General features: G+C 64.6%; 14 protein-coding genes. 11 read left to right on the top strand and 3 right to left on the bottom strand.

The genetic code is table 11. From position 1 onward, the window contains the following. The 3 genes from CH294_RS00005 to CH294_RS00015 form a co-directional block, all read left to right on the top strand. On the top strand, nt 1–817 hold an 817-nt coding region (locus tag CH294_RS00005; protein WP_283164486.1), incomplete at its 5' end, for a carboxyl transferase domain-containing protein. A gap of 23 nt (nt 818–840) precedes the next feature. Next, nucleotides 841–1,110 carry an acyl-CoA carboxylase epsilon subunit gene (locus tag CH294_RS00010; RefSeq protein WP_249304945.1) on the top strand — a complete coding sequence of 90 codons (270 nt, stop codon included), beginning with the start codon at nt 841–843 and terminating at the stop codon, nt 1,108–1,110. A gap of 32 nt (nt 1,111–1,142) precedes the next feature. Continuing rightward, the gene (locus CH294_RS00015; protein WP_032404819.1) at nt 1,143–1,775 is read left to right on the top strand and encodes a Maf family nucleotide pyrophosphatase; all 633 of its coding nucleotides are present in this window, start codon (nt 1,143–1,145) and stop codon (nt 1,773–1,775) included. Between the two features lie 11 nt (nt 1,776–1,786). Here the strand turns inward: CH294_RS00015 and CH294_RS00020 are convergent, their stop codons facing one another. Next, entirely contained in the window at nt 1,787–2,230 is a 444-nt protein-coding gene (locus CH294_RS00020; RefSeq protein WP_032376881.1) for a flavodoxin domain-containing protein, read from the bottom strand. Nucleotides 2,231–2,344: 114 nt separating this feature from the next. Beyond that, the gene (locus CH294_RS00025) at nt 2,345–3,712 is read right to left on the bottom strand and encodes a hypothetical protein (protein ID WP_094736670.1); all 1,368 of its coding nucleotides are present in this window, start codon (nt 3,710–3,712) and stop codon (nt 2,345–2,347) included. Nucleotides 3,713–3,853: 141 nt separating this feature from the next. Here CH294_RS00025 and CH294_RS00030 point away from each other — a divergent pair, with 141 nt between their 5' ends. Continuing rightward, entirely contained in the window at nt 3,854–5,131 is a 1,278-nt protein-coding gene (locus CH294_RS00030) for a glycosyltransferase (protein WP_094736671.1), read from the top strand. A gap of 5 nt (nt 5,132–5,136) precedes the next feature. On the opposite strand, the gene CH294_RS00035 is transcribed toward CH294_RS00030, so the two are convergent. Next, the gene (locus CH294_RS00035; protein WP_141216421.1) at nt 5,137–6,297 is read right to left on the bottom strand and encodes a hypothetical protein; all 1,161 of its coding nucleotides are present in this window, start codon (nt 6,295–6,297) and stop codon (nt 5,137–5,139) included. Between the two features lie 742 nt (nt 6,298–7,039). Here CH294_RS00035 and CH294_RS00040 point away from each other — a divergent pair. From CH294_RS00040 to CH294_RS00070, 7 genes are all read left to right on the top strand, one after another. After that, on the top strand, nt 7,040–8,488 hold the full coding sequence (locus CH294_RS00040; RefSeq protein ID WP_032404105.1) for a condensation domain-containing protein: 1,449 nt from the start codon (nt 7,040–7,042) through the stop codon (nt 8,486–8,488). A 46-nt stretch (nt 8,489–8,534) separates the two neighbouring features. Then, nucleotides 8,535–9,992 carry a condensation domain-containing protein gene (locus CH294_RS00045; protein WP_094736673.1) on the top strand — a complete coding sequence of 486 codons (1,458 nt, stop codon included), beginning with the start codon at nt 8,535–8,537 and terminating at the stop codon, nt 9,990–9,992. Further along, the gene (locus CH294_RS00050; protein WP_170944536.1) at nt 9,970–11,343 is read left to right on the top strand and encodes a condensation domain-containing protein; all 1,374 of its coding nucleotides are present in this window, start codon (nt 9,970–9,972) and stop codon (nt 11,341–11,343) included. The genes CH294_RS00045 and CH294_RS00050 overlap by 23 nt, the downstream gene beginning before the upstream one ends. A gap of 122 nt (nt 11,344–11,465) precedes the next feature. Next, nucleotides 11,466–12,362: a sulfurtransferase gene (locus tag CH294_RS00055; RefSeq protein ID WP_032404103.1), complete on the top strand. Its 897-nt coding sequence runs from the start codon at nt 11,466–11,468 to the stop codon at nt 12,360–12,362. Beyond that, nucleotides 12,359–12,772 carry a SufE family protein gene (locus CH294_RS00060; RefSeq protein ID WP_032404102.1) on the top strand — a complete coding sequence of 138 codons (414 nt, stop codon included), beginning with the start codon at nt 12,359–12,361 and terminating at the stop codon, nt 12,770–12,772. The genes CH294_RS00055 and CH294_RS00060 overlap by 4 nt, the downstream gene beginning before the upstream one ends. Before the next feature lie 121 nt (nt 12,773–12,893). Continuing rightward, nucleotides 12,894–14,363 (top strand): condensation domain-containing protein, encoded by a 1,470-nt coding sequence (locus tag CH294_RS00065; protein ID WP_249304947.1) that lies wholly within the window; start codon nt 12,894–12,896, stop codon nt 14,361–14,363. A gap of 110 nt (nt 14,364–14,473) precedes the next feature. Next, the coding region (locus tag CH294_RS00070) for a biotin carboxylase N-terminal domain-containing protein (protein WP_141215757.1) at nt 14,474–14,594 on the top strand (121 nt) is incomplete at its 3' end.

The following is a 14,594-nucleotide window of genomic DNA, read 5'->3' on the forward strand; positions in this document are numbered from 1 at the left end:
GACGGTCCCGTCGGATCCGATCACCGGGGCGATCGAGGACTCGCTGACCGCGGAGGATCTCGAACTCGACACCCTGATCCCGGATTCACCGAACACCCCCTACGACATGCACGAGGTGATCACCCGCATCCTCGACGACGACGAGTTCCTCGAAGTCCAGGAGGGGCGGGCCCGCAACATCATCGTCGGGTTCGGGCGGATCGACGGCCGCAGTGTGGGGATCGTGGCCAACCAGCCCACACAGTTCGCAGGAACCCTCGATATCGATGCCTCGGAGAAGGCAGCGCGGTTCGTGCGCACGTGTGATTGTTTCAACGTTCCGATCATCACGTTGGTCGATGTGCCGGGGTTTCTGCCCGGGACGGGTCAGGAGTACAACGGCATCATTCGGCGGGGCGCGAAATTGTTGTATGCCTACGGTGAGGCGACGGTCGGGAAGATCACCGTCATCACCCGCAAGGCGTACGGCGGGGCGTACGACGTGATGGGGTCCAAGCACATGGGTGCCGACGTCAATTTGGCGTGGCCGACGGCGCAGATCGCGGTGATGGGGGCCTCGGGTGCGGTCGGGTTCGTGTACCGCAAGCAGTTGTTGGAGGCGGCGAAGAACGGTGAGGACGTCGATGCGTTGCGGCTGACGTTGCAGCAGGAATACGAGGACACGTTGGTCAACCCGTACGTCGCTGCCGAGCGTGGGTACCTCGATGCCGTCATACCGCCGAGTCATACCCGCGGTCAGATCGTGACCGCGCTGCGTCTGCTCGAACGCAAACAAGTCACCCTGCCGCCGAAGAAGCACGGAAACATCCCACTATGAGCGGCGAAGCGAATCATGACGCAGTGAGCGCGAATGATGACGCAACGAGCGGCGAGGTCGTGGTGGCGGAGGATGCCTCCGCCACGTCTCCGGAAGTTCGCGTGGTGAAGGGCAATCCGAGCGACGAGGAACTCGCCGCGCTGGTGGCTGTTCTGACGGCTGCCCAGGGTGGACCTGCATCGGTGGGCGACTCTCGGCCTCCGGAGCTGTGGGGATCACCGACGCTCCTTCACCGAGGTTTCGCGCCTCAGTCGGCGTACTCGTACGCAGCCTCGGGTCGCTACTCGCGGTGACTGTGCCACCCGCGGAGGACGATCGGCGTCCGATACGTCTGGTCCTGGCGTCGGCTTCCCCTGCCCGCCTGTCGGTGCTGCGCGGAGCCGGCGTCGAACCGATCGTCCAGGTATCGGGTGTGGACGAGGATGCGCTCGCCGAGGCTCTCGGGCCCTCTGCGTCTCCGGAAACAGTGGTGACCGAGTTGGCCAGAGCCAAGGCAGCCGCAGTGGCCGAGACATTCACGGACTCGACAGACGATCTGGTGATCGTGGGCTGCGATTCGATGCTGTCGATCGGCGGCGAGCTACACGGTAAGCCGCATTCGGTGGAGGTGGCGCGGGAACGATGGCAGTCGATGGCGGGGAACAGCGGTGAGCTGCTGACCGGCCATGCGGTGCTTCGAGTGACGGCCGGCGTAGTCGTGGCGCAGGCTGCAGCGCACAGTTCGACCGTCGTGCATTTCGCGACGCCGTCGTCGGTGGACCTCGAGGCCTACCTCGCGTCCGGTGAGCCGCTTCTGGTTGCTGGGGCCTTCACGCTGGACGGGCTCGGCGGTTGGTTCGTGGACCGCATCGAGGGCGACCCGTCCTCCGTGATCGGGATAGGCCTACCGCTGGTGCGAACCCTGTTGAACCGGGTGGGGACGTCCTTGGCCGAGCTGTGGGGTCGAGCCTCGTCCTAGCCGTGTCGGTGTCAGGGCAGCAGGTCGATCAGTTCGCGAGCCCACTCCTCGGCCATGGTCTTGGGCTTGATGTTGGACGAGCTGTCGTGCCGAGCGTGGCTGCCGATCTGCTTTCCACCGAGTTCGGTGAGCTTCTCTGCAATGATCTCGCCGCCGCGGTTGAACGTGTCCTCGTAGACCCGGTCACCCAGTCCGAACACTGCGAACTGAAGCCCCGCGAGGTCGGGAGCATCTTCGACGAGTGCATCGAAGAACGGCTCTGCACCGGTGGGGAGCTCGCCGTCGCCGTAGGTGGAGCAGATGATCACGTGGACGTCGTCCGTGTCGATGTCCGACACCTCGTACTCGAGCATGTCGCGTACCTCGGCGTCATGATCGCTCAGAACGTCCGCAATCTTGTCGGCGACCTCCTCGGCCGTACCGGTCTCGGACCCGAACAACACGACCACTGCCATGGATCGCTCCCCTTTCTCACACCTGCTCGAACACTCGAACAGTCGGCAAGCATAGCGGCATCGGGGATCCGGTCGAAAATCCGTGTGCCCCCACATTTGTGATGTGTCTCGAGGTCACCAGAATTCGGGCGTCAGACCCCAACTGTCGTATTCCGCCTCGACGAGCTCACGCAGGTGTTCCTTGCTGGGGAATCTGTCCGGATCGAGCCCGGTCACGCACAGAGTCGCGCGGTCGCCCGATTCGTTCCACCATGCGCTGACGCCGCCTCCGGTGCGCCGGAGCAGCGCCACATCCGTGTTCTGTGTGATCGACCTCATTGCCACCGCGGTGGCGTCGACACCTCCGATGGTGCGCAGCGCGACGCCTCTGCTGCCGAGATTCGAGCACAGACACAGCGGTGCCGATCCCGATGCGGCAAGTTTGGCCACGATCGCGTCGGGCAGCAGTTGCATCAGGGGCTTGAGCAGCTCGAAGGTCGTCGTGACAGTTCGGTCGGCCTGGGCCCGGAATGCCTGTTTGCTCGATGCGCGAATCGGCCCGAGATCGTCGCGGTACGCCCCTCCCGCGTCGACATGGATCGAGACGCCCGATGTGGCGTTGGCTCGCCGATCTCCCGCCCTCCTGGTGCTGACCGGGAGAGCGACGCGAACCCGCTCCTCCGTGGTGATTCGTCCACTGCGGGTCAAGATGCCGAGTACGACAGCGACCAGCAGACTGTTGGAGCTGCCACCTTTGCCGGCTGCGGCAGCAGACCAGTCCGCGGACATGCAGTCGACGACGACGGTGCTCGGCACCCACGCGCCCTCCGCAGGTGCCACCCTCACGCGCGGGCGGTCCGTGGAGGCAGAGTCGGTCGATGCCGAGCCGGAGCCCGTGGTCCGTGCTCGCACCGCCTCGACCGCGGCACCGCCGAGAGCTCGTGCCGCACCCGAGAGCGCCGCACCGATCCGTCCGACACCGTCGACGATGTCGGCACCGGAGCGAGCCGACACGGAGTCGGAATCGTCGAGTCCGACTCGCTCGAAATCGTCGGGAACCGCGCGTCCGGACAGCGCGGACGCGGCGGCCGAGGTCAGAGCACCTCCGTCGCCGACGACGTGGGAGCCCACCAACGACACGATCGTGCCGCCACCTTCGACCGCTGTGGCGGACAACCGCCACGCCGGTCCCTCGATCGGGTCCAACCTCACGGCGGCCTCGTCCTCGATCCACCGGTCGACTGCCGCACGGTCGATCGGTGATGCGACGACGATGGGATCGGCAGGTCTGCGGGCCGCGGTCCAACTGTCACGCGCTCCCGGGACTCGTGCCCGCCGAACGGATCGATCGATAGGGCCGGCGGCGAGCAGGTGCCACATCGCTTCGAGTGCGTCGACCGAGACCGGGCGATCGAATCGCCAGACGATCTGGTTGACCACGGGTACCCCGAGAACGCATTCCATGCGGAGGAAGAGGTCGTCGTCGTACGTCAGTCGTTCCACCACGAGAGCCTATCGCTGTGGGCGTACGCACGCAGGTGGGCCGCAATTGTGTTTCCCGCCATATGTTTTCCGTATCGAATCGAAGCAGACGGTACTGATAGGTTGTCTCCGATCCGAAGTCGACGTGCTGCGAAGGACCGTATGAAGTTCGTGATGCCCTTCAACGGGAGCCGCGGTGACGTGACACCCGGTGTGGCGCTCGGTGTGGAACTTGCGCATCGCGGGCACGAAGTGGTGCTCGGCGCACCCCCCAATCTGCTGGACTTCGCGCGCTCGAATACGGCTGGGTCCGAACGTGTGCACGTGGTCTCGTTCGGCCCGGACACCCATCGCCTGTTGGAGTCGGAGCTCATTCGGGTGCGAATCAAGTCGGCGAACCCGCGGACCCGAATGACGGCACTGGCGGAGTTGGCCAATCACGGTTGGGACCAGATGACGGCCGAGCTCGCACAGATGGCGGAGGGCAGCGACGCGATCGTCACCGGCTCACTGGGGCAGGAAATGGCCTTCAACATGGCAGAGGCGACCGGCAATGCCTTTGTGGCTCTGCACTATTGCCCGCTCCGACGTAACGGAGTGGTCCCGGTGATTCCGGGGGTCACCCTGCCGCCCACTGTCAACCGATCGATGTGGGCGCTGGCCGAGGCGCTGCGGTGGAAGTCGATGAAGACTCGCGAGAACACCCAGAGAAGAAACCTGGGATTGGCAACCACCCGCGATTCGTTACCCAGACGATCCGAGCGGTACGGCGGCGTCGAGATTCAGGCGTACGAGTCGGCACTCTTTCCCGGGCTGGCCGAGCAGTGGGGGCCACTGCGTCCGTTCGTCGGATTTCTCGGGCTGAGCACCGGGCGGCAGGAGACCGATCCCGCACTCGAGCGATGGCTGCAAGCGGGTCCCGCGCCGGTGTACTTCGGATTCGGCAGCATGCCGGTTCCCGACCCCGCAGCACTGTTGCGCATGATCGACAACGTGACCGGACAGCTGGGTCTGCGGGCCTTGATCTGTGCCGGCTGGAGCGATCTCACCGGTGCCGAATCGATTGCGGCTCGGGCGAATCCGAACATCATGATCGTCGAATCGGTCGATCATGCGAGCGTGTTTCCGCGGTGTCGTGCAGCCGTTCACCATGGTGGCGCAGGCACGACGGCCGCGAGCGCGCGCGCAGGCCTGCCGACGCTCGTGTGCTGGTTCAGCGCCGACCAGCCGTTCTGGGGAGCTGCGCTTCGCCGAATCGGGGCCGGGGCCAGTACGAAGTTCTCGACGTTGTCCGAAACCGTTCTGCTACAAGGAATTACCGACATCACCACTGATGCAGCCAGGAATGCGGCACGGGAGCTCGCAGATACCGTGGCACCGACCGAAGCAGCCGTGGCGGCCGCGGCCGACATCGCCGAGGCCACTGCGCGCGATCACTGACGCACTCACCAGAAGTGCGCGGACAATCCCCATCGAGTCAACGCATCGGCCACGTGGTCGGTCAGCGCTCGGTCATCGGGGAATCGATCCGGGTCCATGGCGTGAACGGTCAGGGTGACGGTGGCGTCCGTCTCGCACACCCAGGCCGTGAGTCCACCGTCCAGCGATCGAGCGAACTCCGCGTCGGCACCGAAGAAAGTCGCTCTGCCGGACACCGCACGAGCACGAACACCTGCCACCGTGCTGAAGTCGTCGGGCAACACACCCAGGTTGGATGCCAACCCTTCGGCACCGTCCCGAGGCTGCGGAACGCGCGCAACCACGGCGTCGGGCAGCATCTGAACGAGAGCCTGCGAGATTCCGGCAGGAGCGTGACCGGCCGCCTGCGTCGCGGCGAACGCGGTGAACGCCGCTTTGCTGATCGACCGGATGCGCGACAGGTCGAGAGCGGTGGCGTCGGTGACAGGGACCTCGATCTTGACGATCTTGGTTGCGTTGGAACGGATATCGTCGGCGGCGCGATCGCTGACGGGCAGTGACCACTGCACGGTGTCTCCGACCGAGGCGCGTCCGGCGTTCCCGGACGCGGCCGTCAGAACCGCGATGAACAGCGAGTTCGACGTGCCGCCCCATCTTTTTGCCACCGCATTCCACGTCGCGGCGTCCACCTCGGCAACCACGTGAGGCGATGTCCACGCCGAGTCCGCGGCCGGCTCGGTCGCAACATCGGAGCGCCTCGGTCTCACCCGGGGGGATGCGGGTGCCGGAACGGATCGGGTGGGGATCGGTAGGGCTGATACCGCGGAGTTCAGCAGCCAGCCGGCGGCGGACCGAAGTTGCTCCACCGCGTCCTTCACGTCCGCGCCGATCGCTGCCAGTCCGCGCTCGGGTGGAGCCAGCTGCGGGTGCTCGCCCCGGACGTTCGCGGAACGGGAATTCGCAGACCGGAACGCGGCGACCAATGCACCGCCGTCGGCGACCATGTGCGAGGCAGTCAACGACAGAACCGTCCCACCCTTCGCAAGCGGGGCAGCCGCCAGCCGCCAGCCGAGGCCTGTCTCGGGGTCGATATCCGAACCGAGGCAGCCGTCTGCCCAAGCCAGCACCTCCGTCGACTCGATGGACTCGGGATGAAAATCGAGTGCGTGAGAAACAGAGGAGTTCACCCAACGTTCACGAGCAGTGGGCACCGAAGGCGCACACACGCGACGCGCAAGCAAACCGTCGGACAGGTTGTCGCGTAGTTTTTCCAGGTCTTCCCGCCGGACCGATTCGTCGAACCACCAAAGAAACTGGTTATAGACGGGATATCCGATGCCGTGGTGCATTCGCAAGAATAGGTGATCGGCAAATCCAATTCGTGTCACGCGCCGAACCTACTACATCCACGCATCGAAGTAGCGGTGTGAATTCGCCCGCGAAATGCATTCGCATTCGGCAATGGATCCGTCGACAATCGCCGCGCTGTGTCTCGCGCCATGTTCGCGCTCTGAGGTGGCGCGGGTCGCGTGTCACCCGGAAATCAATACCGATCGGGCGGTTATTGTGACTCGTCATCATGGCGAAGTGCAAATACAGTGAATAGGTCGTACGATACGACAACCGAGCACAACCACCGCAGGTGAGCGACGACCGGCGGTCAAGAGCTTCGGTAGTGAGAAGTATTACTTCTACGCGTCGCGAAATAGTTCCACGTAGCCCCTATCGTGACTTCTTGACTCACTTCGGATCGACAGCAATGACGTTGTTCTTTCAATGCGGAAAGCAGCAATCCGATAAACGACGAGTCGAATACACGGTCACATGACACCTTGCTTTACATACTCGGCTCGACCGTAATCGAAGCCTTGCCGATACCGAACTGACGCCGAACACCGCTGGCCGGGCCCGGAATGGAAGAGGACTCACATGGAATACACCGAACTCGCCGACTACCCGCTTCCCGCCGGACGACTGACCGAGTGGGTCCCACGCGTCGACGACGACCGGTGGGCACCGGATTCCCGCGGGCTGTCGTTCACTCATCAGGACCATTGCGAGCGCAGCGCACCGGGATCGTGGATCGGGACCGTGTTCGAGATTCATCGCCGCTACGACGTCGAAGCAGTGCGAGCGACCATCGTTGCGTACATGGGACGACACGAGGCCTTCCGGACCAAGGTCAGTCGTGACGAGGAGTCCGGATCGTGGCAGCGCTACACCGCGCCGACGGATGCTGTGCGGGTCATCGATCGAGCGCACACCGAGCCACGAACCGAAACACAGGTCTTCAGCCATCTGCACTCCTGGTTCGGCGAGACGGTATCGCCGACGGCATGGCCGCACTTCGTACTGGCGACGATCGAACCCGACGATGCCTCGCGTGCTCTCTCGAACGGGCCCGGGGAGTCGTTCCTGCTCGCATTTGCTGCGGACCACTCGGTGATGGATGCCTACAGCCAGATCTACGCCATCAACGAGATCGACCGGCTGTACGCGCAGGCGCTGGAGGGCACCGATCCGGAACTGCCCGAGGTGGGCAGTTATGTGGACTTCAGTCAGTCCGAGCGCGAGCTGGGCGACAGCCTGACCAGGGACCACAGTGCCGTCCGCACGTGGCAGGACTTCCTGGCCGTGGAAAACGGACGCTTTCCAGGCTTCCCGCTTCCCGTGGCGGTCGAACGGGCGTCCACGACCGACGGTCCTGCCGCTCAGAGCAGCATCTCTTCGTGGCTGCTGACCGCGGATCAGTCGGACGCCGTGAATGCCGCGTGCCGCGCCGCCGGGTACAACATGCAGGCCGGGATACTCGCGGCCCTGGCGTTGACGAACGCGCGCCTGTCCGGCCGCACGTCGCTGCGCACCGTGATGCCGATGCACACGCGAGACGAGCAGAAATGGGCGGCGTCGGTCGGCTGGTACGTCGGGATCCTGCCGATGGAGATCCAACTCGACAGCGCGCGCACCTTCGGCGAGGCGCTCGAGGCCGCGGCAGCGGCGGGCTCGGCGAACAAGGGGCTCGCACGCATGCCTTACTCCAAGATCGCCCAGATTCTGGAGTCGACGGAGATCCCCCGATTCGTCGTCTCGTACATCGACTTGAGGTTTCTTCCGGACGCTGCCCAGTGGCAGGCTCGCAAGGGTCGCGCTTTGCGGAGCAACTGCCACGCGGACGACGAGGTCTACTTCTGGGTCAACCGGACGCTCGAAGGACTGAACATCTCGGCGCGGTTCCCCAGCTCGGATGTTGCGTCCACCAATGTTCATCGCTTCATCACCGAGTTCGTGGCGGTATTGACTGCGGTGATCGATTCCGACGCCGGTACCGATACGGTGCTCACGTCGGTCTCGCAGTCGGTGACCGTCGCCGCGGAGTGAGACACTCGACCGGCCCGCGGCTCGTATCGCAAAGGACGAAGCAACGATGATCATCACCGCCATGGGCAGCTGGAATCCTGCGCCGGGCCGTCTGCTCGAGTGGCATCCGACACCGGCTGCCCAGGCCAGAGCCGCAACGGCACCGGTCGATTCGACTCCGCCCTCGTTCCTGCAGGAAGACCATCTGAAGGCGGCATGGGCAGCGCGGCAGCGCGGTGATGTTCATACCGCGTACACCGGGGTGGCCACCGAGATCGACGGCGACGTGGACACCGCTGCGATGAGCCGAGCCCTTGCGACCTACGTTCTGCGGCACGAGGGCCTTCGCTGCTGGTTCGAGGTGGAGAGCACCGGTGTCGTACGCCACCTCGCGGAACCCGAGGTCGCCGAATTCGAGGTCCTGGACGCCGGCGAGTCGACGGACGACGATGAGTTCCAACGCTATGTGCGGCAGCGCTTCGGGGCCGAGGCAACCGCAGATGTCTGGCCCGGATTCGTCCTCGGCGTCGTGTCGAGGCCGGGGAGCTTCACGTTGTACTACGGCGCGGACCACGCGTTCACCGATGGCGGTTCGCAGGCGTTGGTCATCAGCGAACTCGCCGATCTGTACGCGCTCGAGATCGGCGACCCGGCACCGAAGCCGGCAGACGCAGGCAGTCACCTCGCCTACGCCGCAGAGGAGCGAGCGCGAGCCGCGACATACGGGCCCGACTCCCCCGAAATCTCCGCCTGGCGAGATATTTTCACCCGGCACGACGGCTTGATGCCACGATTCCCACTCGATCTGGGACTCGCACCAGGGGAACGAGCCCCGGTCCGTATCGTCGAACGCCATCTGTTGGACGCAGGCGCGACGGCGGCGTTCGACGCCGCATGCAAGTCCGCTGGGGCCCGGATGAGCAGCGGCATATTCGCCGCCGTTGCGATCACCGATTTCGAGCTGGCAGGCACTGCAGAGTATTTCGGGATCACCGTGCTGAGTACCCGCCACCACGGCGACTACGGACAGTCTCAGGGTTGGTTCGTCAATTTCGCGCCGGTCGCGTTCGAGGTGGCGGGCAACGGAAAATTCTCCGATGTCGCGCCACTGGCTCACTCGGGTTTCGAGCAGGCCAAGCAGATCGCGGAGGCACCCGTGCACGCCGTACTGGGTGCACTCGCCGCAGACGGGACCTTGGGCAGCGAGCTCGCCGTCAGCCCGAACATGCTCTCCTACATCGACTTTCGCTGGTTTCCTGGAGTCGGACGGGACGCGGACACGCGAGCGAAGCATTTCACCGGAGAAGGCTCCACATCGAACGCATCGATGTGGATCAACCGAGACGAAGAGCACCTGTACCTGGTAGCGCAGACCCCCGATACCGATACCGCTGCCGCATCGGTACAGCGTTATCACTCGCATTTGGCGAACGTGCTCGAAACCATTGCACGCGAAGGTGATTACACGCTCTCGCTCGACCATCTCGTTCAGGAGCCGGCCGGTGCAGGTCACCTCGATAACTGAGTACGCCCCTCGGGCAGGTGCCCTGGTCGAATTCTCTGCACACGTCGTCGGCGATCCGGAGCCGTCGTCGATTCCGCCGTCGTTCAACCAGCGGTTTCACCTGGGCGACCTCGGCGAGGCCGAACGCGTGTGGATCGCCGGAGCGTTCGACGTGCCGGGCAGCCTCGATGTCGAGGCACTCGGGTGGGCCTTCGGGTACCTGATCGACCGACACGACACGCTGCGCAGCTCCTTCGTCTCCACGACAACAGGTATCGAACGGATGCTCTACGGGCCGGGTGCGATCGAGATGGAACTCACCGCCCGATCCGCCTTCCACTCGACACCCACGCTCCGAGACCACCTCCGGACCTCACTCGAACTGCACTGCGATGCAAGGCGATTCCCGTCGTACACCTGTTTCGGAATCGATCGACCCGACACCTCCACGGTGTTGTGCGCATTCGACCACGTCAACGTCGACGCCATGTCGATAGCGGTCGTCGTCGACGAGATCCACGCCCTGTACGACGCCTACCGCCGCTGCCCCTCCAACCCGAAGGTCGATTTACCTCCCGTCGGTGGTTTCGTCGAGTACTGCCGCATCGAAGCCACCGAGCCACTCGTGAACCCCGCGGACGAACGCATGGCGGCGTGGTCGAACTTTCTCCTCGAGTGCGGCGGCACAACGCCGAGGTTCCCGTTCGATCTCGGAGTGGCAGAGGGTGAAACAGCCGTGCAGGCCACGAAGGTGGACACACTGCTCGACGCCTCACGGACTCTCGACTTCGAGCACCTCTGCGCCCGATCCGGTGCCGGAATGTTCGCAGGAGTCGTCGCGGCGATCGCGCAGGCCGTTGTCTGCATCGGTGGGCCCGATCAGGTGCCGTTCCTGTTCCCCCTGCACACCCGACACCGTCCGCAGTTCTCACGTGCACTCGGGTGGTTCACCACCAACGCACCGATGACCGTGCCCGTCCGAGCCGACCTGCCCGACACGATCCGCGCCGCTCACAGCGCGTTTCGCTCGGCTCTCCCGCTCAGTACCGTTCCGATCCCGCAGGTCCTGGCCAACCTCGGGGACGCATTCTCGCTGACGCGGCAGGACGTGTTCATGGTGTCGTACATCGACTACACCAGAGCCGAGGGACACGAACGGTTCGACGAGTCCAATGCACATCACATCAGCAACGCGACCGTGTCCGACGATGCCCAGTTCTGGATCTCCCGCACACGATCGGGTCTGGCATTGCGATCGCGCTTCCCCGATACCGCAGTGGCACGCGCGGTGATGACCGCGTTCGTCGACGAACTCGCCACTCTGATGCGTGCGTGCACGGCGAACGCAGACATCGGTGCGCTGACGACCTGACCGCACTCCGATCCGCAGGCTCCACTGGCACCTCCCGGCGGCGATACCGCATAGGATCGATGGTGCAGACCGCTCACCCCCGGGCGGGCCGCCAGACGAATATCTTCCGTAGGAGCCGATACGTGCCTGTACCAACCGATTCCAACGCAACGTACGCCGACTATGCGCATCCGGATCGACTCGTATCGAACGAATGGCTCTCCGCTCATCTCGGCACCCCGGGCCTTCGCGTCGTCGAATCCGACGAGGACGTGTTGCTCTACGACGTCGGCCACATCCCCGGTGCGGTCAAGATCGACTGGCATCTGGACCTCAACGACCCGGTCACCCGCGACTACATCGACGGCGAGCAGTTCGCGAAACTGATGAGCCGCAAGGGCATTTCGCGAGACGACACCATTGTCGTCTACGGCGACAAGAGCAACTGGTGGGCCGCCTACGCGTTGTGGGTGTTCACGCTGTTCGGTCACCAGGACGTGCGTTTGCTCGACGGTGGGCGCGACGCCTGGCTGTCCGAGAACCGTGACACCACTCTCGACGTGCCCGAGTACCCGGCAACGGACTACCCCGTGATCGAACGCAACGACGCGCCCATTCGCGCGTTCGCGTCCGACGTGCTCGGCTCACTCGGTACCGTTCCGCTGATCGACGTGCGCTCCCCCGCCGAGTACACCGGCGAACGCACCCACATGCCCGATTACCCGGAAGAAGGCGCATTGCGCGGCGGGCACATTCCCACCGCCGTCAGCATTCCCTGGGCCAAGGCGGCCGCACCGGATGGACGCTTCCGCTCCCGCAAGGAATTGGACGAGATCTACGCCGGTACCTCCGCAACCGACGACGTGATCGCGTACTGCCGCATCGGTGAGAGGTCGAGCCACACCTGGTTCGTTCTGACCCATCTGCTGGGTTACGACTCGGTCCGCAACTACGACGGCTCGTGGACCGAATGGGGCAACGCCGTTCGAGTTCCGATCGCCAAGGGCGAGGAGCCCGGATCGGCACCGGCCACTCGATGAGCGCGCTTCCGGAATCACTCGCCGAGATAGTCGAGGACTTCGCCGCAGTGGAGGGACAGGACAAACTACAGCTGCTGCTGGAGTTCAGTCGAGAACTTCCTCCCCTGCCGGAGCACCTGGCTCAGGATGCGATGGAGCCGGTGCCGGAGTGCCAGTCGCCGCTGTTCCTGTCGGTCGATGCCGGCGACCCGTCCCGGATTCGTCTGTACTTCAGCGCCCCGCCCGAAGCCCCGACCACCCGCGGCTTCGCCTCGATTCTCGCTCAGGGACTCGACGGTCTCAGCGCGCAGCAGATTCTCGATGTACCGGACGACTTCTACTCGGCTCTCGGCCTGAGTGACGCGGTCAGCCCGTTGCGCCTGCGCGGGATGTCGGCGATGTTGGCTCGAATCAAGCGGCACCTGCGCTGACTGCGCACGTCGCTGTCGTCTTGATCGATACATCACGTGATCGGTAGACTCGTCGTACGAGCGTCGATGCTCTATTCACCCTCACCCCGATGTGGTCGAACGAAGGCTGGTTGCTGCCGACATGGAGTTCACGGAGTTAGCGGACTACGCGGTTCCCGCAGGCACGCTCACCGAGTGGATACCCAGCGTCGGCCCGCAGGCCCGCACTCCTGAAGCCGCAGGGTGGCGTCCGGACACTCGACCGACGTCCTACGTCCACGAGGCGCACCTTCGTACGAGTCTGAGCAGTCCCCGTCGCGGAAGAGAATCGTGGCTCGGTGCGGCCTTCGAGGTCGCAGGCCCACTGAACAAGCCGGCATTCCGACAAGCGGTTCTCAACTGGATCGACCGGCACGAAGCCATGCGGTCGAGTGCGTCGATCGACGAGACGACGGGCGAGATGTCGCGGGTGACCGCCGCCGAGGGAGCCGTCGACATCTGGCAGGTGGAGCAGGAGCGGTGCAGCCAGTCGAGTGAGGTCTTCGAGCACCTGCAATATCTGTTCGACGAGTTCACCTCACCGCTGATCTGGCCCGCGTACGCCTTCGTCACTCTCGAACCGCTCGACGACACGCGTCCGATCACCGTGTTCTTCGCGGCCGATCATTCGATCATCGACGGTCTGTCCACGGTCCTGGTCGCGCACGAGATCGCTGCCCTGTACGGAGAGGCACTGGGTGGCCCGGCTGCCGCTCTGTTCGAGGCCGGCAGTTACCTCGATTTCGGTTCCTCCGAACGTGAGCGTCACGCCGAACTCGAGCATTCTCACGATGCGGTGAGAATGTGGCGCGACTTCCTGGTCGACGGCGATGGCGAATTACCTGCGTTTCCGCTCGACATCGGCGATCCGAGCCCGGAGGACGTGCCGCAAGGCGGTCTGTCGGCGTGGGTGCTCGACGCCGAGCAGGCCGACTCGTTCTCGACGGCCTGCCGTAAGACAGGACACAGCCTGTTCGCCGGACTGCTCGCGGTCCTGGCCATCACCGGTGCCGAGCTGGGCGGCGGTACTCGCTTCCGCACGGTTACTCCGGTGCACACCCGCGACGAACCTCAGTGGGCATCCGCGCTGGGATGGTTCGTCGGACTGTGCCCCATCTCCTTCGACATCGACGGTGACGATTCGTTCGGTTCGGTGATTGCAGCCGCCTCGGCGGAGGTGAAAAAGACCAAACCGATCGCCCGCGTTCCTCTCGATCGGGTGTTCACCACTCTCGGATACTCCGCCCGCCCACGTTTCGTCGTCTCGTTCATGGACGTGCGGTTTGCGCCTGCCGCCGAGCACTGGCCGGACTGGAATGCCCGTGCGCTGCGCAGCAAGCAGTACCAACACGACGTGTACGTGTGGATCAACCGCACGCCGCAGGGGATCAACATCGCCGCTCGGTACCCCAACACCGAACAGGCGACGGCACGGGTTCACGAGTACGTCGGCGCACTGCGCAGGCTGCTGACCGAAGTTGCGGACACCGGTACCGCACGAATCCAGGGCACCGCCCCCGAGCCGTTCCATGACGGCAACATCGACAGCGGTCGGATCGCTACCAGTCAGTAGCCCCTGTCCACTCGGCGTGGCGATGCAGTCCGATTGCAGCGACGACGGGGCCGGTGCTTAGACTCCGACGTGACGTTCGCAACGAAAAAAATACATCCGTAGGAGGCTCAGTGCCCAGCCATGCCAGTGCTCAGATCACCAAGGTTCTTGTTGCCAATCGTGGTGAGATCGCGGTGCGGGTGATCCGGGCGGCTGCTGATGCCGGGTTGGCCAGTGTCGCTGTCTACGCCG

The sequence above is a fragment of the Rhodococcus sp. 14-2483-1-1 genome (assembly GCF_002259335.1).
Lineage (GTDB): Bacteria > Actinomycetota > Actinomycetes > Mycobacteriales > Mycobacteriaceae > Rhodococcoides.